20 protein-coding genes are annotated in these 20,063 nt (G+C 68.1%); 7 read left to right on the top strand and 13 right to left on the bottom strand.

Going from position 1 to position 20,063, the window contains the following annotated elements:
• Window positions 1-19: 19 nt before the first annotated feature.
• Genes ACEN8G_RS15600 through ACEN8G_RS15585 form a run of 4 tightly spaced genes read right to left on the bottom strand, consistent with a single transcriptional unit; the run spans window position 20 to window position 4,621 of the window.
• Entirely contained in the window at window positions 20-1,414 is a 1,395-nt protein-coding gene (locus tag ACEN8G_RS15600) for a TolC family protein (protein WP_413413749.1), read from the bottom strand.
• Window positions 1,411-2,307 carry a biotin/lipoyl-binding protein gene (locus ACEN8G_RS15595; protein ID WP_413413748.1) on the bottom strand — a complete coding sequence of 299 codons (897 nt, stop codon included), beginning with the start codon at window positions 2,305-2,307 and terminating at the stop codon, window positions 1,411-1,413. The genes ACEN8G_RS15600 and ACEN8G_RS15595 overlap by 4 nt, the downstream gene beginning before the upstream one ends.
• Window positions 2,304-2,519: a DUF1656 domain-containing protein gene (locus ACEN8G_RS15590; protein WP_413413747.1), complete on the bottom strand. Its 216-nt coding sequence runs from the start codon at window positions 2,517-2,519 to the stop codon at window positions 2,304-2,306. Before ACEN8G_RS15590 ends, ACEN8G_RS15595 begins: the two co-directional genes overlap by 4 nt.
• The gene (locus ACEN8G_RS15585; protein WP_413413746.1) at window positions 2,516-4,621 is read right to left on the bottom strand and encodes an FUSC family protein; all 2,106 of its coding nucleotides are present in this window, start codon (window positions 4,619-4,621) and stop codon (window positions 2,516-2,518) included. The genes ACEN8G_RS15590 and ACEN8G_RS15585 overlap by 4 nt, the downstream gene beginning before the upstream one ends.
• Before the next feature lie 76 nt (window positions 4,622-4,697).
• On the opposite strand from ACEN8G_RS15585, the gene ACEN8G_RS15580 reads away from it, so the two are divergent.
• Window positions 4,698-5,522 (top strand): AraC family transcriptional regulator, encoded by an 825-nt coding sequence (locus ACEN8G_RS15580; protein WP_413413745.1) that lies wholly within the window; start codon window positions 4,698-4,700, stop codon window positions 5,520-5,522.
• 501 nt (window positions 5,523-6,023) lie between these two features.
• Here ACEN8G_RS15580 and ACEN8G_RS15575 read toward each other — a convergent pair.
• Complete coding sequence (locus tag ACEN8G_RS15575; RefSeq protein WP_413413744.1) at window positions 6,024-6,428, bottom strand: hypothetical protein; 405 nt, start codon at window positions 6,426-6,428, stop codon at window positions 6,024-6,026.
• 200 nt (window positions 6,429-6,628) lie between these two features.
• Between ACEN8G_RS15575 and ACEN8G_RS15570 the strand changes: the two genes are divergently transcribed.
• Together ACEN8G_RS15570 and ACEN8G_RS15565 are read left to right on the top strand one after the other, a co-directional pair.
• Complete coding sequence (locus ACEN8G_RS15570; protein ID WP_413413743.1) at window positions 6,629-7,465, top strand: TIGR02587 family membrane protein; 837 nt, start codon at window positions 6,629-6,631, stop codon at window positions 7,463-7,465.
• 14 nt (window positions 7,466-7,479) lie between these two features.
• Window positions 7,480-7,872, top strand: coding sequence for a hypothetical protein (locus ACEN8G_RS15565; protein WP_413413742.1), 393 nt, complete (start codon window positions 7,480-7,482; stop codon window positions 7,870-7,872).
• 127 nt (window positions 7,873-7,999) lie between these two features.
• Here ACEN8G_RS15565 and ACEN8G_RS15560 read toward each other — a convergent pair whose 3' ends face one another.
• Window positions 8,000-8,890, bottom strand: a complete 891-nt coding sequence (locus tag ACEN8G_RS15560) for a LysR family transcriptional regulator (protein ID WP_413413741.1) — start codon at window positions 8,888-8,890, stop codon at window positions 8,000-8,002.
• A 103-nt stretch (window positions 8,891-8,993) separates the two neighbouring features.
• Here ACEN8G_RS15560 and ACEN8G_RS15555 point away from each other — a divergent pair, with 103 nt between their 5' ends.
• Both ACEN8G_RS15555 and ACEN8G_RS15550 read left to right on the top strand, forming a co-directional pair.
• On the top strand, window positions 8,994-9,857 hold the full coding sequence (locus ACEN8G_RS15555) for an SDR family oxidoreductase (RefSeq protein ID WP_413413740.1): 864 nt from the start codon (window positions 8,994-8,996) through the stop codon (window positions 9,855-9,857).
• Window positions 9,858-9,968: 111 nt separating this feature from the next.
• Complete coding sequence (locus ACEN8G_RS15550; RefSeq protein WP_413413739.1) at window positions 9,969-10,211, top strand: hypothetical protein; 243 nt, start codon at window positions 9,969-9,971, stop codon at window positions 10,209-10,211.
• A gap of 72 nt (window positions 10,212-10,283) precedes the next feature.
• On the opposite strand, the gene ACEN8G_RS15545 is transcribed toward ACEN8G_RS15550, so the two are convergent.
• From ACEN8G_RS15545 to ACEN8G_RS15515, 7 genes are all read right to left on the bottom strand, one after another.
• Window positions 10,284-10,811, bottom strand: coding sequence for a hypothetical protein (locus ACEN8G_RS15545; RefSeq protein WP_413413738.1), 528 nt, complete (start codon window positions 10,809-10,811; stop codon window positions 10,284-10,286).
• A 487-nt stretch (window positions 10,812-11,298) separates the two neighbouring features.
• Complete coding sequence (locus tag ACEN8G_RS15540; RefSeq protein WP_413413737.1) at window positions 11,299-12,294, bottom strand: DUF1861 family protein; 996 nt, start codon at window positions 12,292-12,294, stop codon at window positions 11,299-11,301.
• Between the two features lie 40 nt (window positions 12,295-12,334).
• A complete protein-coding gene (locus tag ACEN8G_RS15535; RefSeq protein WP_413413736.1) occupies window positions 12,335-13,393 on the bottom strand; it encodes a glycoside hydrolase family 130 protein in 1,059 nt (352 codons plus the stop codon).
• A 25-nt stretch (window positions 13,394-13,418) separates the two neighbouring features.
• Entirely contained in the window at window positions 13,419-14,273 is an 855-nt protein-coding gene (locus ACEN8G_RS15530; RefSeq protein WP_413413735.1) for a carbohydrate ABC transporter permease, read from the bottom strand.
• A complete protein-coding gene (locus tag ACEN8G_RS15525; RefSeq protein ID WP_413413734.1) occupies window positions 14,270-15,151 on the bottom strand; it encodes a carbohydrate ABC transporter permease in 882 nt (293 codons plus the stop codon). Before ACEN8G_RS15525 ends, ACEN8G_RS15530 begins: the two co-directional genes overlap by 4 nt.
• Window positions 15,148-16,437 carry an extracellular solute-binding protein gene (locus ACEN8G_RS15520; protein WP_413413733.1) on the bottom strand — a complete coding sequence of 430 codons (1,290 nt, stop codon included), beginning with the start codon at window positions 16,435-16,437 and terminating at the stop codon, window positions 15,148-15,150. Before ACEN8G_RS15520 ends, ACEN8G_RS15525 begins: the two co-directional genes overlap by 4 nt.
• A complete protein-coding gene (locus tag ACEN8G_RS15515; protein ID WP_413413731.1) occupies window positions 16,434-17,747 on the bottom strand; it encodes a hypothetical protein in 1,314 nt (437 codons plus the stop codon). Before ACEN8G_RS15515 ends, ACEN8G_RS15520 begins: the two co-directional genes overlap by 4 nt.
• A gap of 138 nt (window positions 17,748-17,885) precedes the next feature.
• Here ACEN8G_RS15515 and ACEN8G_RS15510 point away from each other — a divergent pair, with 138 nt between their 5' ends.
• Together ACEN8G_RS15510 and ACEN8G_RS15505 are read left to right on the top strand one after the other, a co-directional pair.
• Window positions 17,886-18,956: a LacI family DNA-binding transcriptional regulator gene (locus ACEN8G_RS15510; protein WP_413740617.1), complete on the top strand. Its 1,071-nt coding sequence runs from the start codon at window positions 17,886-17,888 to the stop codon at window positions 18,954-18,956.
• Window positions 18,953-20,047 (top strand): ABC transporter ATP-binding protein, encoded by a 1,095-nt coding sequence (locus tag ACEN8G_RS15505; protein WP_413413729.1) that lies wholly within the window; start codon window positions 18,953-18,955, stop codon window positions 20,045-20,047. The genes ACEN8G_RS15510 and ACEN8G_RS15505 overlap by 4 nt, the downstream gene beginning before the upstream one ends.
• Window positions 20,048-20,063: the final 16 nt, after the last annotated feature.

Raw genomic sequence — 20,063 nt, 5'->3', positions numbered from 1 at the left:
CAACAATCCTGGCGTCGCGTCATTCCCAACCGCCGCCAAGCGCAAGGAAAAGGTCGATCTGACGGTCGACCAGGCCAGCGCGCGCAGCAGAGAGGCTGGTTTGCGCCTCGGCGTATCCCGCTTGTGCGTTCAACACGTCAAGAAAGGGCGTCCGGCCGAAGCGTTGGAGCCGCTCGACGTCCTTACTTGCCCTGTTCGCCGCGTTTGCCGCTTTCTCAAGCGCGTCGAGGCGATTTCGTGCCTGCGCGTAGGCTGACAGGGCCGTTTCTGTCTGGCGTAGCGCGAGCAGAACGGCGCCATCGAACCCGGCCAGCGCGGCATCGGCGTCTGCCCCAGCTTCCACGATGCGGGCACGCACCGCATTTTTATTGGGCAGCGACCAGGAAATGAGCGGGCCAAGGCTGAAGCCAAAAGACGAAGGACCCAGCGCGCGCCCAAAGGATGCGGCAGTCCCAACCGAGCCGCCCAGACTGATGCTGGGATAGAGTTCTGCCCGCACCACGCCGATGCCGGCTGTCGCGGCCGCGAGCATTCGCTCCGCCTGCCTGATGTCGGGGCGTCGCTTCAGTAGCATTGCACCATCGCCCACCGGCAAGGGGTTGGCGAGCGAGGGGATGACAGCGCAACCTTCCAGTTCGCGAGGATAGTCGGCGGGGAGCCGCCCCATCAACGCGGCAAGCTCGAACAACGCGGCCCTGCGATCGGCAAGGATGTCAGGAATCGCGGACTCGCTCGATAAAGCTGCCGCCCGGGCCCGATCGATGTCAAAGCGCGTGCCCCGACCCCCGCGCGCCATGCGCACGGCCACGTCGAGCGTCGAGCGCTGGATGGCTACGACACGCTGTGCAGCCGCCAGCGCCAGGCCATCGGCGCAGACGCGCGCATAGGTGCGGGTGATGCCGGCCGCCACGACCACGCGCACCTGGTCGCGCGCGGCCAGCGCCGCCTCCGCCTCGGCGCTCGCGGCCTCGATCCCGCGACGGATACCGCCCGCCAGGTCGAGCGGATAACCAACGTTGAGGCCGAGCGTATAGCTGAATGGCGCCGGCAGCCCGCCGGTCGGCCCGCCAATCCGCGCCACCGCCCCCTGACCGTCAACCCCGGCCCTCACGGTCCGTGCGGCGGCCGCCTCGCGAACCACTGCGCTCGCGCGGCGCAGATTGGCCTCGGCTGCGCGCAGGTCGGTGTTGGCGTCCAGCGCTTCGGTGACATAGGCGTCGAGCCGAGAGTCGCGGTACAGGCGCCACCAGTGCCGCGGCAAGTCCGACTGGGACACGCCGGGAGTTCCAGTGCCGAGAAATGGCGCCGCTGCCTCCGGACGCAGCGCCAACGCATCGGGCGGGACGCGATAGTCCTGGCCGGCGACGCATCCCGTCGCCAGCAACGCGATGCAGGGAGCGAGCGGGCACTTCACCGGCGACCTCCCGACCCGATCGTGGCAGCGGCGGGCACGATCTCGACTGTCGCGGTGCGCCCGGCGATCAGCCGCGTACCCGGCGGCACGCGATCGATATGCACCCGAACCGGGATTCGCTGCGCCAGCCGGACCCACGAAAAGGTCGGCGCGACTTTCGCCAGCAAGTTGCCGCTATCATCGCGCTGGTCGTCGGCGATCGCGGCAGCAATGCTCTCCACATGGCCGAGGATCAGCGCCTCCTCGCCCATGAGATGGATACGGGCCTGATCACCGACTGCGATCCCCCGCAGCTTTGTCTCTTCGAAATAGCCTTCCACCCGCAAGGATCCCGTCTCGACCAGCGCCATCGCCTGCGCGCCTGCCGCCAGATAGTCGCCCGGATGGATGTCCAGATTGGTGATGACGCCGGCCACCGTCGCGCGGATTTCGGTTCGCTGCATGTCCACCCGAGCGACGTTGCGATCGGCGATAGCGCGCGTGAGCGCGGCTTGGGCCGTCCTGACCTTGGCGACATTCTGCTCGCGCGCCTCGGTCGCGACGAGGTCGCCGAGCGCGACGTCGCGCCGCGCCTCCTTGCGGGCCTGGGCGAGCTGTGCCTGCGCCTCGGCGATGCCCGCATCCGCCCGGCCGATCGCCGCCTCGATGCGCGGCCGGTCGAGGACGATCAGCAGCTGTCCGGGGCGGACGATCTGGTTGTCGCGAACCATGACATGGGTGATTAGGCCGCCGACGTCGGTCGACACGCGCACAACGTCGGCGCGCACATGGCCATCTCGGGTCCAGGGCGTGCGCTGGTGCCGATGCCATAAGGTCAACGCGAACAACGCGGCGAGTGCGACGATACACAGCGTGATGCCGTAGCGAGCGAGCAAGGTGAGGAAAGGCTTCATGGTAACGGTCCGATGGCCGGCATGCCCTGCACGAGCAGGCCGAAGAGGATGACAAAGACGGCGATCTCGACGAGCGGCAGGAAGGCGAGCCGTCGGGACGCGCCGACCGCGGACAGCAGGCGCAACAGCGCAGTCGTCAGCGCCAGTGCGAGGCAGGCGAGCGCGAACAAGCCGGGGATGAGGACGCCGCCAATCGGGAGGTCGGGGATCATGCCGAACCGTGACCATCATGGTGGCGCGCCAGTGCGAACCGCAGATCGATGAGCGGATCGAGCAACGGGCGATCCGCGTCGGCTCTGCTCGCGGCGACCCGCGCAACGAGGCTCTCAACGTCACGGCTCAGTTCGGCGGTCTCCGCTGTGGGGGCGCGGCTGATGCCGTTCGCGAGATCCGACAGAATCCGGCGCGCGTCGTCGGCGACGGAGCCGGTACGCGCGCCGAGCTGCTCGTGAAGCCGCGCTGCCGCATGCCCGGTGCGCAGGTGGCGCAACGTCTCGTCGAACGTCTGCATCGTAGAGCGCTCGGACGCGCCCAGACGTGGCAGCAACAGCGCGGCGCGATCGATCATCAGGCCGGTCCAGGCTGCCTCGGCGGGACCCTTGCCGCGCGCGCGGCGCGCTACATCGCGGCGTCCGAGCCGCAACAGCCGGTCGATCGCGCGGTCAGGAGCGAAGGTCTGGAACAGCGTCATGCTGAGCGCGCCGAAGCCGGTCGCCACGAACAGCGCGATGCTGCTGTTGATCGCCTCGGCGAAATCCCCGCCATACTCGCCGCCCAGCCCCACCAGGATCGGGACCGTCAGCGTGATGCCGAGCGCCATGAACGCGGTCGCCGGCCGCGCCTGCAACGATCCGGCAAACAGGAAGACGGGCGCCAGCACCGCGACCAGCACGGTGAACTCGGTGACGCGCGGCAGGACGACGAAGCTGTAGGCAAGGCTGGCGGCGACGCCGTAGAGCGATCCCAGCATGTATTTGCGGACGTTGGGCGCGGGCGCGTCGACGTTGCCGAACAACGCGCAGGTTACGCCCAGCACCGACAAGGCCAGTCCGCCATCGGACCATGCCGACCAGATCCAGGCGACGCACCCGATGAAGATGCCCAGCACGGCGCCGGCTGCCGCGCGCGCCGCCGTTACCGGGTCGCGGTGGAAGACATACCCGGTCGCCCGCTCACCAGCCCCGAGCGGCCGCGCCTGGCGCCGAGGCATGCTTGCCGCAGCCGCCTGCCCAAGTCGCTCGCAATCGTGGAGCAGTCCGACCAGTTCTTCCAGGTGGCCGGCAAGGTTAGCGCCGAGCCCGTCCGCTACTGTCTCCGCTCGCGCATTTGCCAGCGCGCCGGCACGATGGACCAGCCAGAGTGCATCGGTCTCCCGGTCGAAGGGAATGTCTGTTGCAATCCAGCGGCGAACGTCGAGCAGCAAGTGCGCCGCCTCGGCCGGAACCGCTTCGGTGCGCGCGGCTATCGCGTCGATCCGCTCTTCGATTTCTGCGAGAAGCGGTAGCAGACGCGCCAGGCGATCGTGCAGGAGCAACAGCGTCGTGCGCTCCGGCGAGGCCCTGGCCGGATCGTAGCGAAGATGTGTCGCCATGCCGCGTATCGCGAGCAGGTCCAGAACCAGCCGGTGGCGATCGGCGCGGCGCCGGCTGTCCGGCACATCGTGCAGAGCGTCGCCCGCCAGTTCGCGGGCGTCGCGCAGCGTCGCCGAGAGCTTGCCGAGAAACTGGCCGGTCATCCGTCGGGGCAGCACATAACGGTGAACCAGCACCGCGCAGAGGATCCCGAGCGCAATCTCCTGTACCCGGACCGCGGCAGTGTCGAAGATCGCACCGGGTTCCGCCACTGCCGGAAACCCGATCAGGCTGGCGGTGTAACCGGACAGCACGAAGGCGTAGGCGCGCGGCGTGCGGTCGAGTAGCGACAGGAACAGGCAAAGCCCAATCCAGCCGGCGAGCACCAGGCTGCACACCAGCGGCTCGTTCGCGAAGGTAGGCAGGATTGCCACTGTCGCGAGCGCACCAACCAGCGTGCCGACCAGACGGTAGACACCCCGGCCAAGCGACGCCCCGGCCGACGGCTGCGACACGAGGTAGACGGTGACGATTGCCCAGGAGGGACGCGGCAATCCGATACGCAGCGCGATATAATAGGCAAGCATCGCGGCGGCAAAGCTCTTGCAGGAGAAGAGCAGCGCCTCGGCGTCGGCCCGGAGGGCGGGATTGCCCAGCGAGTTGCCGAACCGTGGCCGCGTCCACCGGATGCCGATCCCCTCGGGCCCATTCCACCCGCCATACCAGAAAAGCCAATATCCCATGGCTTATTGATAGCGGTTTGCAACAATCTCAAAAATAAGCTATTATGCCAGATAATCCCTAAAGGCTGCCAATCCGATGCTACCGACCAGCCTGGCGATCGCCGTTCTCGACCCAGACGCGATCGCCGCCCAGGCCATCGCCCACCGGCTTGATTTTGCCGACCATGCCGCCGAGGTGCCGACGCACGTCCATCGCAAGGCGCAGCTGATCCTTGCCTCGCACGGCGCGGTTACCTGCATTGCCGATGACAATGTCTGGATCGTTCCACCGCACTGCGGGATCTGGATACCGGGCGGGATCCCGCATAGCGCCCGTGCGACAGCGAATGCGCGCGTCGATTACCTGTTCGTCGAGCCGGGCGCGAGCCGTCTCCCCGAGCATTGCTGCGCGCTGGAAATCACGCCGCTGATTCGCGCCATGATCGATCGCCTCGCGCTCGAACCGATCGGCTATCCACCGGACGGCCACGCAGCCCGGCTCGCCCGCGTCATGCTCGACGAACTGGCTGACATGCCTCGGCAGCGTTTCAACCTCACGATATCGGGCAACGCCAAGATTCGCGCCATCGCCGATGCGCTGACGGTGGATCCGGCGGACCGCAGCACGCTGTCCGACTGGGCGCGACGGGTCGCGATGAGCGAGCGGTCGCTTGCCCGACTGATGGTTCGGGAAACCGGCCTGACGTTCGGCCGCTGGCGCCAGCAATTACACCTCGTCGTCGCGTTACGCGAACTGGCCGGCGGCGCCAGTGTGCAACGCGTGGCGGCGCAGCTTGGCTACGAATCGGTCAATGCGTTCATTACGATGTTTCGCAAGGCGCTCGGCAGCACGCCTGCCCAGTATTTCACGGCGCGCAGGCTATTTGGAGGTGCGGGCGTGGTGCAGGCTGCCCAGTCCTGACATCGGTCTCGATCAGGCAGCAGGCGGGGGCTTTGGCAGTTGCCCTCCGACGCGAGTAAAGTGCCTCAGAACCTGGCCATTTGGCCGGCCCGGGGCGACGCCCCAAGCCGGTGCGGTCATGGACAGGACGATCGGCATTGCGGACATTGCAGTTGGCGGGATGCGCAGCCTTTCGGCGGCCCCGCCGCCCTTCGGTCCAAGGCGCGCCCCACCAGAGCCCGGCCGGAACCTTGGCGGTTTGCGCTGCCACGGTGGACAGCGGTCCTCGCGTCACCTCCCGGGCCGAGGCGCCAACCGCCGAGGCGGTGATGGTTAAAGGGCAGAGCATCGCTTGCGCGCCAGGTGATTTCATCCTGAGGGTAGTCGCACGATTCGAGGCGGGCTTCGCCGCTCAGGATGGCGCGCGGTCAGTACGCAAGGGCAGCCGCTTTACCGGCAACAGGAGGGCCGCAACGCCCGCACGAGCCGGCACCAGGCATGCGGCGCGCCGCCGCGGCATCGTTATCCAGATGCGTGCGCGGCAGCGCTTTCCCGATCGGTGCGCCAAAGCATCCCGGCGGGCTTCAGCTCGCAGACCAACTGGTCGGCGGTGCATTGCGCGGGTGCCTTGTCGGGACGCCAGCGCAGCAACCGCGTCGCATGCCGAAAGCGCCCTGCGGTGACCTGGTCGTAGATCACCTCGGCGACCAGCCCGTGGTCGAGCGCGATATAGGCGCCGGTCTTTTCCGGGCTCCAGCGGCTGGGACCACCCGGCGCCTTGCCGGTAAAGCTGTCCCCCCCTTCATGCGGTGCGAGGACCCTTGCCAGCGCCTCGCGCTCGTCCGTGGCAAATGCCGAGCTGAACCCGACCAGGTCCAGCAGCCCCGCATCGTTGAACAATCCAAGCCCCTCCGCGGGAGAAGCCATCGATGCGCTCCGGCCCGACTCTGAAGACGCCGCACTCGCGGAGCGCCAGGCACTGCGTGAACCCAGCGCCCCGATGGCCCAGGCCGGCGACCCGGCGATCCGGGAGCATGGTGCTGGCCGCGATCGAGGACGGAGCGCTCGCCCGCTGAAGGATTAAAGCCGCCGCGGAACGAACCCGCGCGCTGCCGCATTTCGAGGCGATGACCTCGGCGGTGGCGAAACTCAACTGGGACTATGCGATCGGCCTGGCGCGCGCATCCGCCGGCGCGATCCTCTTCGGGCTGCCGCTGCTGATGACGATGGAGATGTGGGCGATCGGGCTACACATCGCGCCGCTGCGGCTGCTGCTCTTCCTGCTGTTCAATTTCGTCGTCCTCGCGATCCTGTCGCGGTTCGGCGGCTTCGAGCGCACGGCTACGCTCCTCGAGGACCTGCTCGACGCGCTCGCGGCCTATGCGGTGGGCATCGTGACGTCGCTGGCGGTGCTCGCGCTCTTCGGCCTTCTGCGTCCCGAGACGGGGTTCGGCGAGCTCGTCGGGCAAGTCGCGGTCCAGTCGGTGCCGGCAAGCTTCGGCGCGATGATCGCCCGCAAGCAGCTGGGTGCCGGCGACATCGACACGGATGAAAGCCTGGCGCAGCGCTCGGCAGGCTATGGGGGCCAGCTGTTCCTGATGCTCGCGGGCGCGCTGTTCCTCGCCTTCAACGTCGCGCCCACGGAAGAGATGATCCTGCTCGGCTACAAGATGGGTGCCTGGCAGGCGCTCGGCCTGGCCGCCGTCTCGATCGGCCTGTTGCACGCGCTGGTCTTCGCGGTCGGCCTGGCCGGGCAGGAACAGGCACCGAGCGGCTATGGCGCGCTGCGCCTGTTCCTGGTCTTCACCATCCCCGGCTACGCCATCGCGCTGCTGACGAGCCTCTATGTGCTGTGGACCTTCGGGAGCATCGACGGGCTCGGGATCGAGACGCTCGCGCGGATCGTCGTCGTGCTCGGCTTTCCGGCCGCGATCGGCGCCGCGATCGCGCGGCTGGTAGTCTAGAGGAGGGAAAAGCGATGGGCGAGCCGCATGCAAGGACCTCGGCGCTCGAATGGATCTCGGCCGCCATCGGCCTGGCGCTGCTCCTGCTGGTGGCCGCGGTGATCGGGCGCGATGCGCTGGCCGGCGACGATGCCCAGCCGCCGGCGATCACCGTCGAGCTCCGGCGGGTCGTCCCCTCGGGCAGCGGCTTCCTCGCGGAGTTCGAGGCGGTCAACGCAAGCGGCGGCACGGCGGCGGCGGTCGCCATCGAGGGCGTGCTGTCGGTGCCCGGCCGGCAGCCGGAGACGGCAAGCGCGACGCTCGACTATGTCGGCGGCAACGCGCGGGTGGCGGGCGGGCTGTACTTCCAGGGAGATGTGCGGCGGGGCACGCTCGCGCTGCGGGCGCTCGGCTACCAGCAGCCCTGAGCGAACAGGGCTGCCCGCGCGCGCCGGCACCGCAGTTGCCCGCCGACTGCCCACTGCCCGCCCACTGCCCACTGCTCACTGCTCACTGCTCACTGCTCACCGCCCGCCGACGCCCGACGGACGCCGCCTAGTCGAGAAATCGTGCCAGCTCCTCGGGTGTCCCTTGCGGGAACAGCCCGCCGAGATAGGCGAGGAAGGCCGAGACCCGAGGGCTCAGCAGGCGCCGCGAGGGGTAGAGCGCCCACAGGGCGATGTCGGGGCCCTCGACGTCACCCCAGTGCACCAGCCGCCCTGCCGCCAGGTCGCGCCCGACCAGCGACAGCGGCAGCCGCCCCGCGCCGGCGCCGAGCCGCACGGCGTCGCGCACCATGACCATTGAGGCCAGCGACAGCACCGGCCGGACGGCGACGCTCCCGGGCGCGCCGTCGCGGACCATTTCCCAGCGCTCCCCGGGGTCCGCCGAACCGCGCACGACCACCGGCACGGCGGCGCCGTCCGAAGGCCGGGCGAACCCCGGCGCGGCCACCAGCACCAGCCGGTCGCGGAGAAAGGCCCGGCCGACCAGGCTCTCGTCGGGCCGCGGATTGACCCGGATCACCAGGTCATAGCCTTCCTCGACCATGTCGACGCCGCGGTCCTCGGTCGTGACTTCCAGCAGCACCTCGGGATAGTCGCGCGCGAAGCCGGCGGCGATCCTGCCCATCGCGGTCTGGGAGAAGAGCAGCGGCGCGCTGACCCGCAGGCGGCCGCGCGGCCGGTCGCCGCCCGAGGCGATCGCCGCGGCGGTCTCGTCCAGCTCGGTGAGCAGGGCCGCGGTCCGCGCATGGAGCGCCCGGCCTTCCTCGGTGAGCTTCAGCGCGCGCGCGCCGCGCTCGAACAGGCGAAGGCCGAGCGCCGCCTCGAGCTCGGCAACGCGACGCGACAGCGTCGCCTTGGGCCGGTTGCTCGCGCGTGCCGCGCGCCCGAACCCGCCGTGCCGGGCGACGAGGTTGAAGTCGGCAAGGGCAAGCAGGTCCATCTGTTCCACCTGTGAGACGGTCTGTCCAGATATAGCGGCTAGTGGCGAAAATCTGGAACCCTAATTTCCGAGGTGTCGATCCAGACAGCAACGGAGATTGAACATGACCATCCTCGTCATCGGAGCCACCGGCCGCGTCGGCCGCCACGTCGTCGACCAGCTCGTCCAGCGCGGCGCCAGGGTGCGCGTCCTCACCCGCGATCCCGCCAAGGCGGCGTTTCCCCAAGGCGTCGAGATCGCCCAGGGCGACCTGCTCGACATCGACGCGCTCCGCCGGGCCTTTACCGGCGTGCGCAGCTTCTTCCTGCTCAATGCAGTGGCGGGGGACGAATTCACCCAGGCGCTGATCGCGCTCAACGTCGCGCGCGAAAGCGGCGTCGACCGGGTCGTCTACCTCTCGGTGATCCATGCCGACCGCTTCGTCAACGTGCCGCACTTCGCGGTGAAGTCGGGGGCGGAGCGGATGATCGCCCAGATGGGCTTCGACGCTACGATCCTGCGCCCGAGCTACTTCATCGACAACGAGCATATGATCAAGGACGTCGTCCTCGAGCACGGCGTCTATCCGATGCCGATCGGCGCGAAGGGCGTCGCCATGGTCGATGCCCGCGACATCGCCGAAGTCGCCGCGATCGAGCTCATCCGCCGCGACCGTGCGGACCAGAAGCTGCCGAACGAGACGATCAACCTGGTCGGCCCGGACACGCTCACCGGCGCGGACGTAGCCCGGATCTGGTCGGAGGCGCTCGGCCGCCAGGTCGCCTATGGCGGCGACGATCCCAGCGGATTCGAGGCCAACCTGGCCGGCTTCATGCCGAAATGGATGGCGTACGAAATGCGCTTGATGGCCGAGCGCTATGTCAGCGACGGCATGATCCCCGAGGCGGGCGATATCGAGCGGCTCACCGCGATCCTCGGCCGCCCGCTGCACAGCTACCGCGAATTCGCCCAGGCGATCGCCAGCTGAATTCGACCCGCCGTACCGAGCTAGGGCGCGCCACCCGGCGCGCCCGACGCCCGTTCGCGCCAGGGCGCCGCAGGGACTTCCCCTGCCGGCACGCGGCGCTATCACCCGCCCATGGCCAAATACGACGCGCTTCGCGATCACCTCAAGACCGATGGCAGCCCGCTGATCACGCTGTCCTTCGCGACCATCGCTCGCCTGGTCGACGGCTTGCCCGACTCCGCGTCCGACTACCGGTCCTGGTGGTCCAACCAGCGCGGCAATTCCCGCTATGTCCAGGCCCGGGCATGGCGCGAGGCCGGCTATGTCGCCGAACCCGACCTGATGAACCGCCTCGTCCAGTTCCGGAAGAAATGAGAGCCCGCCGCGCGAACCATCCCGCGCGCGTCGCGCACAGGCACGCATAGCGCCGCCACCAATAGAAACCGGTCAGCCGCGCCAGCGCGCAAGCGCGCGCTCGTAGCGGGTCTTCTCGTCATCGCGGGCCGCGCGCGCCTTGCGCACCGCGTCCTGCGCCGTCCGCTCGGCCGCCTGGCGCTGGCGCGCGAGCTCCCGCTCGCGTTCGCGAAAGGTGCCGGCGACGCGCTCGGCCTCGCGCTGCGCGGCGACCAGGGCAGCCTCGGCATCGTCGAGCGGCCGGCGGTCCGGACGCGGCTTGGGTTTCTTTGCACGCACCTTCGCCGTGCGCCTGGCCCTGCGACCCTCCTCGTCGCCGTCGCCGGCCCCGAGCGCCGCGAGATGCTCGGCCTCCGTCCCGCGCGATCGCCGTATCACCTGGCCGGGATGCGCCAGCGGTTCCACCGACAGCTCCGGATCGTCCACGACCTCGGCGGCACCGCGCGCGAAGAGATTGGCCTCCGCGCCCCAGGCCTCCAAGGCAGCCTTCTGGCTCGGCGCCGCGACATAGGCGTCGTGAAAACCGATCGCCGTCCGGAAGACCTTGAGCTTGCGTGCCATCCCCGCAGAACGTGCCATCGCCCGCACAGGTTCAGGCCGTACGATCATGCCGTCCGGACCGGACCATTCAACATTGTGCGCCCATGGCGCGCCTGGAAGATGGTCGAGGCGGAAGCCGGCGCCGTCCTGCCCTTGCTGATGCCGCCGGAACTCGGATTTCTTCCGAGAGCAGCTCCCGTCGCGGTGCTCCAGCACGAGGGCGCCGGACAAGGAATTCTCGGTAGCTTTCCAGATGGCTGTGTTTCTCGGCGCTTTGCCCGGCTAGGGAAATCGCCGTCGCCCCGGCGCGGACAGCACCTGGCTGGGGCGGCACCCGATCGACGTCGTCGCGCACTGCGCGCAAGGGGAACACAGGTCCGCTGCCCCCATCGGGCAGGTGGCGGGAGGGACTCCCTCGTCAAATCTTCCTGCGGTCATTCAGGGTGCGGTCTCCTCGCCCTAGTAGCCGCGCGAGAGCGTAGGGCGCGCTTGAATGGAGCTTGCGCGTTCAGGCGCGACCCTCTCGATCTTCTCCCGTGTCAGCCCGATCGCGCGGCGCCCAGTCTCCAGGCGATCTGGGGTGAGGAAAAGGATAGGGGATTTCGAGCCAGTGCGCCTCGGCATCGGACGTGCCGGCATATAGTCTGGTCACCGGCCCGATGCACTCGATCCCCGAGGAGAACACGACATCGGCGAGGTCCGGTCGCTTGGCTACGCCGGGCGCGAACTGACCACGCGCGGCAATGACCCGATAGTCGCGCCACCGGCGCGTCGCGGGATCGAACGTGAAGGCGATCGCATAGTAGCGCCGGCGTCCGGCGCTGTCGTCTTCCTCGAAATAGGCGGCGTGCGCGATGATGCCGATTTCGCCATTCTCGAGCAGATGCGCTTCGTTGGCGCCACCCCAGTCCTGCGGATGGAACATGTCCTCGATCATCGGCGCGCCTTCGATCGCTTCGATGCTCAGGTCGTCGATGGTCGTCACTTCGGTATAGCCGATCATGCCGCGCTCGCCCCATAGGCCGCGCGGACGGGTGAAGATGCCGACCCGGCCATCGGACAACTCGCACAAGCGAATGTCCTTCATGCCCATTGGCCCGGTGAAGAAGCGGCGCAGGTCGAAGATGTCCTGTCCGCGGTACAGGACCGTACGCCAGATCAGCCCAACAGGCTCATGACTGATCTCGACGCCGCCAAGGACCAGTTCGCCTGCGATTCGGGAGACGAACGGGTCCTGCAGAGCAAAGCGCGGCGCGCCGTCGATCGGGTACCAGACCCCGTCGCGCTCTTCGAAGAAGATCGCGGTCGCGTCCTCGCTGTCGCGGTGTTCCACCCGGCCCGCGATCACCCTGCGCCCGGCGGAGAGGAAGGGAGCGCTGACGTTATAGACGTCCTGCCCATCGACACCGGCGAAAAGCAGCCTGGCGGTCGGCTTTGCCTGCATGGAAGTCGCCGCAAAGGCGTCGTAGTGCACGCTCACGCGCACGATGTTCCGGCGATCCACGCTCCTATCCTCCTCAAATCAGATCGCGGGCGCTGTCGCGTCAGACGCCCATCGCATTCCAAAGGTCGGCGAGCGCGACGGTGCCCAGCGCCATCACCCGGTCTGCCGCGCCATAATAGACCCGCAGCTCCTCGCCTTCGATCAGCGCTCCGCAGCTGAACAGGACATTGTCGAAGAAGCCGTGCAGTTCGTAGGGCGCGCTCGGCTCGGCGAGCGGGCGGGCGAGGCGGGCGCGGACGATCCGCGGATCCTCGAGATCGAGCAGAAGCGCGCCGAGGCTGTAGCGCTGACCGGCATCGACACCGTGATAGATTTGCAGCCAGCCCTTGTCGGTTTCGAGCATCTGGGCGCCGCCGCCGATCTTGTTGCTTTCCCAGCCGGTGCCGACGCATCCGGCGAGGTGCCGGTGCGCACCCCAGTGGATCAGGTCGGGCGAGCGCGCGATCCAGATTTCCGGCGCACCGAAGTGGAGCGGTGCGGGCCGGTGCAGGCACCAGTAGCTGCCGTCGATCCGGCGCGGGAACAGGCAGACATCGCGATTGTCAGGCGCGTGGATGATGCCGAGCCGCTCGACCTGGGTGAAATCGTCGGTCACCGCGAGCGCGGTCGCGATGCCGAGATCGGACACGGCGGTATAGTTGATGTAGCAGCGTCCCTCGATCACCGTGAGGCGGGCATCCTCGCAGCCGAAGCGCTCGGTCGCGTCGGCAGGGAACAACAGCGGCGTGTCCGCGACGGTGAAGCTGGTGCCGTCGGTGCTGCGCGCAACGCGCAGATGCGACATCGAAGTGAGATGGACCCGGCGCGGATCGGCGCGCGAGACGATGATGCGCGGATCGGAAAAGTCATAGTCCGGATCGTCGGTGCGGAAGGTCCGCGTGGTACAGCGCCAGGCATCGCCCACCTGCTCGAGCAGCGGCACCCGGACTTCACCGGCACCGGCGTCCGCGACGCTCTCCGCGACGCGCACGAGCATGATCGTCTCGTCGCCGATGCGGGCGACGCCCGCGTTGAACGTGCAATCGACCTTCCAGCCCGGGCGGCTGGGCGGGACATCCTCGGGGGCCAGGATCGGGTTGCCGGGCCAGCGCTTCAACATGCGGATTCCTTCGGGCGTGGTGCCGTCACTTCAGAGTCAGGGACATGCCCTGCAGGAAGTGGCGGCGGAACAGGACGAACAGCAGCACCAGCGGCAGCGTCTGGAGCACCGCGCCGGCCATCACCGGGCCGGCATAGCCGCCATATTGCTTGCTGAAGGTCGCGAGAAGGACCGAGAGCGGCATGCGATCGGTGTCGGAGATCGCGATCAGCGGCCACAGGAAATTGTCCCAGGTGCCGGTGAAGGTGAACAGGGCAACGATGGCGATGATCGACTTGTTGAGCGGCGCGACGACCCTGGTGACCGTCTGCCACAGGCTGGCCCGGTCGAGCCGGGCGGCGTCGAAATATTCCTCGGGCATCGCCTTGAACGACTGCGCCATCATGTAGATGCCCCAGCCCGACATCATCGAGGGCAGGATCAGCGCGCCGAGCGAATTGAGCAGGCCGAGCTGCTTGATCAGGACGAAGAGCGGCAGGATGAACATCGTGGTCGGTATGACCATCTGAAGCAGCAGGAAGTCGCCGAACAGCTTGCGCCCGGGGAAACGCAGCCGCGCCAGCGCGAAGGCGATGAATGCCGAGGAGAGCAGGACCGACAGGGTGACGCTGACGGTCACCAGGAGCGAGATCCCCATCGCCTGGAGGAAGGGGCGGTCGAGCTTGTCGGCAGTGGCGAACAGGAAGCGGAAATTGTCGAGGGTGAAGTCGCCCTCGAACAGCCCCGTATTATAGATCTGCGCGGTCGGCTTCAGCGCGGCGGCAACCATCCAGAGAAAAGGGTAGAGCCAGGTCAGCGCCAGCGCATAGATGCCGATCGTGGCGGCCCAGCCGCTCGGGCTGCGCGCGCGCAGGAAGGTCCTGATCCGGGCGGCTATCATGCGAGTACGACCTTTCGTTCGAACAGGCGCCGGGCGATCACGATCAGCGTGTAGCTGGCGACCGAGACGAGGATACTCATCATTGCCGCGTGGCTCGGCTGGAGCCGGCGGAAGGCGGTTTCGTAGATCATCATCTGCGGCGGCATGGTGCTGTCGCCGGGCCCGCCGCCGGTGATCAGGAAGGGCTCGGTGAACAGGCCGAACGATACCAGGATGGCGAAGACCAGCACCATCATCAGCTGGGCGTTGAGCAGCGGCAGGGTGATGCGCGCCAGGCGCGTGAACGGCGAGGCATGGTCGAGCCGGGCTGCGTCATAGATGTCCTTCGGGATCGTCAGCAGGCCCGAATAAAGGATCAGGCCGTAATAGCCGACGAACTTCCAGGCGACGACCAGCGCGATGGCGAGCATCGCCAGCGTCGGATGCGTCGTCCAGGGAATCCGGATGCCGAGCCAGTCGAACAGCAGCGCGTTGAGCGGCCCGGTTGAACTGAAGATCTTGGTGAACACCAGCGACAAGGCGACGCCCGACGACACGTTCGACAGGAGGAAGCACAGCGCGACGAACGCCTTGCCCCGGCCGACATGCTGCAGCCCGAAGGCGACGACCAGCGCGCCGCCGAATGCGATCGGCACGTACATCACCAGGAAGCGCAGCACGTTCCACAGGGCCTGGAGAAACTGCGGGTCCTGCAGGGTCATCACCAGGTTGCGCGCGCCGGTGAACACCGGCTCGTCGAAGAAGCGCCACTGGGTGACCGACAGCCGGGCGAGCCAGAAGAAGGGATAGGCCCAGAAGATCGCCGCGAAGGCCATATAGGCGAGCGCGAGCGACAGCCCGATCCAGGCCTCGCGCGAGAGGCGCGTCCGCGGCCTCACATCTGCACCTTGAGCATCTGATCCGTCTGCGCAACCGCCTGGGCGAGCGCTGCTTCGGGGGACTTCTGGCCGGTCATCAGCGGTTCGACCAGACGGCCGGTCATGATCTTCTGGATGTCGATGGTATATTCCGACAGGGCCGGTGGCCTGGCGCTCGACACATGCGCGGCATAGGCGCGGCCGATCGGGCTGGTCCGGTAATAGTCCGCGAAGCGCGGGTTGTGGAGCAGGTCGCCGCGCGCGGGCGAAAGGCCGGTCCGCTGCAGCCAGAGCAGGTTCAGGTCCTCCTCCCCCAATGCCCAGGCGAGAAAGTCGAAGGCCTGGCGCGCGACCTTGCTGCTCTTGAAGATCACCACCCCCTTGCTGTCGGAAAAGGTCGCGCCGGGACCCGGTGACGCCGCGGTCCGGGCAATCATCGGCCCGACCTCGATGCGCGCCAGGGTCTGCGGGTAGATGCGCGCAAAGCGCTCGACATCCCAGGGACCGCGGACGGCGCCTGCGGCCAGGCCCGAGACGAGCGGCTCCTCGGCGTCGAAGTCGAGCGCCGTCCAGCCCTTGCGGAACATGCGGTTCATGAAGCCGGCGGCGTCGAGGCCGGGCGCATTGTCGTACAGCGCCCGCGCACCTTCGAGATAGGGCTGCCCGCGGGACGCGGCATAGTAGAAGGATATGAAGTCGAACCAGCGATCCGCCCAGGAGCGGCCGGCGACCACCTGCATGCCGTAGCGGGACCGCGCGCGGCCATAGCGTTCGCAAAAACCATAGACGTCATCATAGGTCCGCGGCGGCGCGGAGAAACCATGCGCTTCCAGCAGGTCGGCGCGCCACCAGATCAGCGTGGGGCTCGAATAGATCGGCAACGCGCTGACCTTGCCATCCTGCATCCAGCCCGGCACGATCCCGGCCATGTGGCGCTGCGCGATCAACGCGCCGTAACCGGGCATGGCGGCGAGGTTCTCGACCTGGCCGAGCGCCGCCAACTGGACGGCGAAGCCCGAAAAGACGTTGGTGCACAGATCGGGCTCGTTGCCCGAGACCAGCGCCGACAGCACGGTATCCTCCGAGCTTCCGGCGGTTGGGATGGTGGTGAAGCTGACCGGCAATCCGCGCCCGAGCGCGTTCCAACGCGCGACGGCGATCTTCCAGAACCCCTCTTCCGCTTCGTTCGGGGCCACCCAGAGGCGGATCCGGTCGGTACGTTTCTCGGCGCTTTTCGGCGAGCATCCGGCCAGCAGCGCGGCGCCGCCGGCAAGGCCCAGCCGCAGCATGGCGCGCCGGGCGATCACGGCAATGCCACGCCTTCGAGGGCACGTAGTGCCATCAGCCCCTCGACCGTCGATTCCGCGCCCGAATTGGGATTGGCCGAGCCAGCCGCGACGATCCCGTCGCGCATGCGGCCGCTGGCCGGATCATAGACCGGCACGCCGGCATCGTTGCTGCTTGAGAACCAGGCGCCAAGGCGGCGGGCGGTGTCCCGGTAGCGCGCCTGCCCCGTCACGCGATAGGCTTCCATCGACGCCAGGATCATCGGGCTCAGCCCATAGGCGATCTGCGGGAAGCGCTGGGTGTCGGCCGCTTCGGTGCGATCGCCGGAACGGCGCAGGGCGAAGCTGGCGAGCATGCCATGCTCGAGCAGATAGGGGTAGAAATGATCGATCTCGGCGAGCGCGCTGGCGGTGAAGTCGCGCCGGCCGAACAGCGCGCCTGCGCGCAGCAGCGCATAGGCCTGGGCGTTGCCCCAGCCATGCCACTGGTTGCGCCAGCTGAGATGGGCGCCGTGCGGGAAATGCGCCGCGTCGCCGGCCTGCATCCGCACAAGTCCCTCGCCCAGCCGCTCGGCGAGTGCTTGGGTGCCGGGATCGCGGGTGCGCTGGTAATAGGGGAGGAGGCCGAGCAATGCGGTCGCTCCGGCATCCGCGCCCGAGCCGAAGGGCAGCCAGCCTGGCACTTCGACCCCTTCGACCTTCTCCAGACTCCGATCGGCTGGCAGGTCGCGCTTCAGGTTGGCGACCAGCCGATCCGTCGCGGTCCGCGCCCGCGCGGCGGTGTCCGACTTGGCCGGCAGGCGGCGAAGCGCCGCTTCCAGGCCCCAGAGCGCGCGCAGCGACCACCAGTTGAGTTCGGCGCGCGAGGTCCGGTATTCGCGATTGATCCGGCCGTCCGCCCAGATGAAATTGTGGAAATAGCCGTTTTCGGCCTGCATCCGGAGGACGAACCGCGTCATCAGCTCAAGCTGGCGCAGCCGGGCCGCACCCAGCCTTGATTCCGCTGCCAGCAGCACCATCGCGCGCGCCACGTCATCGACGCAGGCATAGCCTTCATTGGGCTCGATCGCGAAGCGATAATCGGGCGCTTCGCTGTAGATGTGGAGCACGCCGACCCGTTCGCCTTCGACCGTCGCTTCGGCGAACAGGTGATCGAGATGGGCGAACGAGACCCGAGGCGCATCGTAGTTCGCGACCGCCTCGCCCGGAGCGGGCGGATGTGGGGTGGCACAGGCGAAAAGCGCCAGCGCAAGAAGCGCGGCTGCGGGACGAAGCGTGCGGGCACCACGCCGCGGCGCGCTGTCTTCCGGAGCTCTGCACGCGCTGACCATCGATGCGGATCGCTCCCCTCCAGCCCTTGATTAACAAGTGGCATGTTAAACGATAAACAAGCGCGGTTGTCTGTGTCAAGCTGGCGAGCTAGGCTTGGGCAAACCCTCGTAAGAACAGAAATGGGCAGGAGAGCAACGGTGCGGGCGAAACGGGCCACACTCAAATCGATCGCGTCGGACCTCGGCGTGACTTCGACCTCGGTCTCCAACGCCTATAACAACCCGGCCAAGGTCTCCAAGGCGCTGCGCGACCGCATCATCGCCCATGCCAGGTCGGTCAATTATGACGGCCCGAACCCGGCGGCGCGTTCGCTGCGAACCGGCCGCTGCGGCGCGATCGGCGTGCTGTTCAACGACCAGCTGAGCTATGCCTTCACCGATGCGCACGACATCACCTTCCTGCGCGGCATTTCGACGGTGTGCGAGGAGGAGGGGGCCAATCTGGTGCTCATCCCACTCAAGGACAGGCACCCCGAGCAGCGCGACACGCTGACCGCCATCGTGGACGGCTATATCCTCAACGCTCCCTACCAGAGCCACCCCACGATCCGCCAGGCGCTGGCGCGCGGCCTGCCGACCGTGGTCGTCGATTTCGACGCGCCCGATCTCGCCAGCGTGCAGACCAACGACCGCGAGATGATGCGGGACGTCGTCGGGCACCTGCTCGGTCTCGGGCATCGCAACGTCGCCATCGTGACCTTTCCGCGGTCGGAGGATCATGGCGAGATCTTTTCGCTCGAGCATGATTTCCCCGACGACAGCCATGTCGTGCACGAGCGGATCGCCGGCTGCCGCGACGCCTTGGATGCAGCCGGGGTGGCGCAGGGTGGGGTGCTGGTCTGCGAGACGGTCAACAGCGAGGAGGGCGGTCGGGGCGCCGCCGAGCGACTGCTCCGCCGGCGCCCCGACCTGACCGCGCTGATATGCTTCTCCGACCGGCTGGCGCGCGGGGCGATCGGCCATTGCGAGGCGCAAGGACTGTCGGTGCCCGGGCGGATCTCGGTAACGGGTTTCGACGGCCTCGACCCGCCCGGCCGGCCGGCCGAGATATTGCGGCTGACCACCGTGCGGCAGAATGCGTTCGAAAAGGGGAGAAGGGCCGCCGAGATCCTGCTGCGCGAGGGCGCATCGGTCGGCAGGTTCGGGGTCGAGGCGGAACTGGTGATTGGCGACACCAGTGCCGAGGCATGGAAGGCGCCCGGCGCATGACGGCATTGGTCCTGACGGGGCTGGGCAAGTCCTATGACGGCGTCGAGACGATCCGCGGCATCGACCTCGAAGTCGCTACGGGCGAGTTCGTCGTGCTGGTCGGGTCTTCGGGCTGCGGCAAATCGACGGTGCTGCGCATGATCGCGGGGCTCGAGGAAGTCACGAGCGGCTCGATCCGGATCGGCGGCGCCGATGTGACGCATGCGCCCGCCGCGGCGCGCGGCGTCGCGATGGTCTTCCAGTCCTATGCGCTCTATCCGCACATGACGGTGCGCAAGAACCTCAGCTTCGGATTGCGCAACATGAAGGTGCCGCGCGACCGGATCGCCGCGCAGGTCGCGCATGCAGCGGAAATCCTGGAACTGGAGGCGCTGCTCGACCGGATGCCGCACCAGCTTTCCGGCGGGCAGCGGCAGCGCGTGGCGATCGGCCGGGCGATCGTGCGCGATCCGACGATCTTCCTGTTCGACGAGCCGCTGTCGAACCTCGATGCCGATCTCCGCGTCCGGATGCGGCACGAACTTGCCCGGCTGCACAAGAGGCTGGGCAGCACGATGATCTATGTCACCCACGACCAGGTCGAGGCGATGACGCTGGCCGACCGGCTGGTGGTGCTCGACCAGGGGCGGATTTCCCAGGTCGGCACGCCGCTCGAGATCTACGAGCGGCCGGCCAACCTCTTCACCGCCGGCTTCATCGGCAGCCCGCGCATCAACCTGCTCGACGCGACCGTGATCAGCCGCCAGGGCGACGAGACGCTGTTCGAGGTTGCCGGCGGCATCCGCTTCGCCAGGGCCTGTGGCGAAGCGCTCCGCATAGGGGACCGGGTCACGATCGGCCTTCGCCCCGAGCATGTCCGCACCGAGCAGGGCAGCGACGGCATCGCGCTCGCGCTGCGGGTCGAGGCGGTCGAGGCGCTTGGCCATTCGACCTTCCTCTACGCGCATCTCGACCAAGTGGGCGAGTTCCGCGCGAAGCTGGACGGCCATCATGGCGTGCCCGTTTCGGAAACGCTGACCCTGTACGCCGATCCGGCCCGTATCCTGCTGTTCGATGCGGCGGGACAGGCAATGGCTTCCGGGACCTCCTGACGCATTCGTGCGTAGT

The sequence above is a fragment of the Sphingomonas sp. Sphisp66 genome, assembly GCF_047324325.1.
Lineage (GTDB): Bacteria > Pseudomonadota > Alphaproteobacteria > Sphingomonadales > Sphingomonadaceae > Sphingomonas.
This window is presented reverse-complemented; position numbering and strand designations above follow the sequence as displayed.

What these genes read in the sequence shown, in the direction of transcription:
- ACEN8G_RS15595 (WP_413413748.1), bottom strand. Translation starts at nt 2,307, where the DNA reads ATGAAGCCTTTCCTCACCTTGCTCGCTCGCTACGGCATCACGCTGTGT.
- ACEN8G_RS15530 (WP_413413735.1), bottom strand. Translation starts at nt 14,273, where the DNA reads ATGATAGCCGCCCGGATCAGGACCTTCCTGCGCGCGCGCAGCCCGAGC.
- ACEN8G_RS15515 (WP_413413731.1), bottom strand. Translation starts at nt 17,747, where the DNA reads ATGGTCAGCGCGTGCAGAGCTCCGGAAGACAGCGCGCCGCGGCGTGGT.
- ACEN8G_RS15555 (WP_413413740.1), top strand. Translation starts at nt 8,994, where the DNA reads ATGACCATCCTCGTCATCGGAGCCACCGGCCGCGTCGGCCGCCACGTC.
- ACEN8G_RS15550 (WP_413413739.1), top strand. Translation starts at nt 9,969, where the DNA reads ATGGCCAAATACGACGCGCTTCGCGATCACCTCAAGACCGATGGCAGC.
- ACEN8G_RS15565 (WP_413413742.1), top strand. Translation starts at nt 7,480, where the DNA reads ATGGGCGAGCCGCATGCAAGGACCTCGGCGCTCGAATGGATCTCGGCC.
- ACEN8G_RS15535 (WP_413413736.1), bottom strand. Translation starts at nt 13,393, where the DNA reads ATGTTGAAGCGCTGGCCCGGCAACCCGATCCTGGCCCCCGAGGATGTC.
- ACEN8G_RS15575 (WP_413413744.1), bottom strand. Translation starts at nt 6,428, where the DNA reads ATGGCTTCTCCCGCGGAGGGGCTTGGATTGTTCAACGATGCGGGGCTG.
- ACEN8G_RS15545 (WP_413413738.1), bottom strand. Translation starts at nt 10,811, where the DNA reads ATGGCACGCAAGCTCAAGGTCTTCCGGACGGCGATCGGTTTTCACGAC.
- ACEN8G_RS15570 (WP_413413743.1), top strand. Translation starts at nt 6,629, where the DNA reads ATGACCTCGGCGGTGGCGAAACTCAACTGGGACTATGCGATCGGCCTG.
- ACEN8G_RS15505 (WP_413413729.1), top strand. Translation starts at nt 18,953, where the DNA reads ATGACGGCATTGGTCCTGACGGGGCTGGGCAAGTCCTATGACGGCGTC.
- ACEN8G_RS15585 (WP_413413746.1), bottom strand. Translation starts at nt 4,621, where the DNA reads ATGGGATATTGGCTTTTCTGGTATGGCGGGTGGAATGGGCCCGAGGGG.
- ACEN8G_RS15590 (WP_413413747.1), bottom strand. Translation starts at nt 2,519, where the DNA reads ATGATCCCCGACCTCCCGATTGGCGGCGTCCTCATCCCCGGCTTGTTC.
- ACEN8G_RS15580 (WP_413413745.1), top strand. Translation starts at nt 4,698, where the DNA reads ATGCTACCGACCAGCCTGGCGATCGCCGTTCTCGACCCAGACGCGATC.
- ACEN8G_RS15560 (WP_413413741.1), bottom strand. Translation starts at nt 8,890, where the DNA reads ATGGACCTGCTTGCCCTTGCCGACTTCAACCTCGTCGCCCGGCACGGC.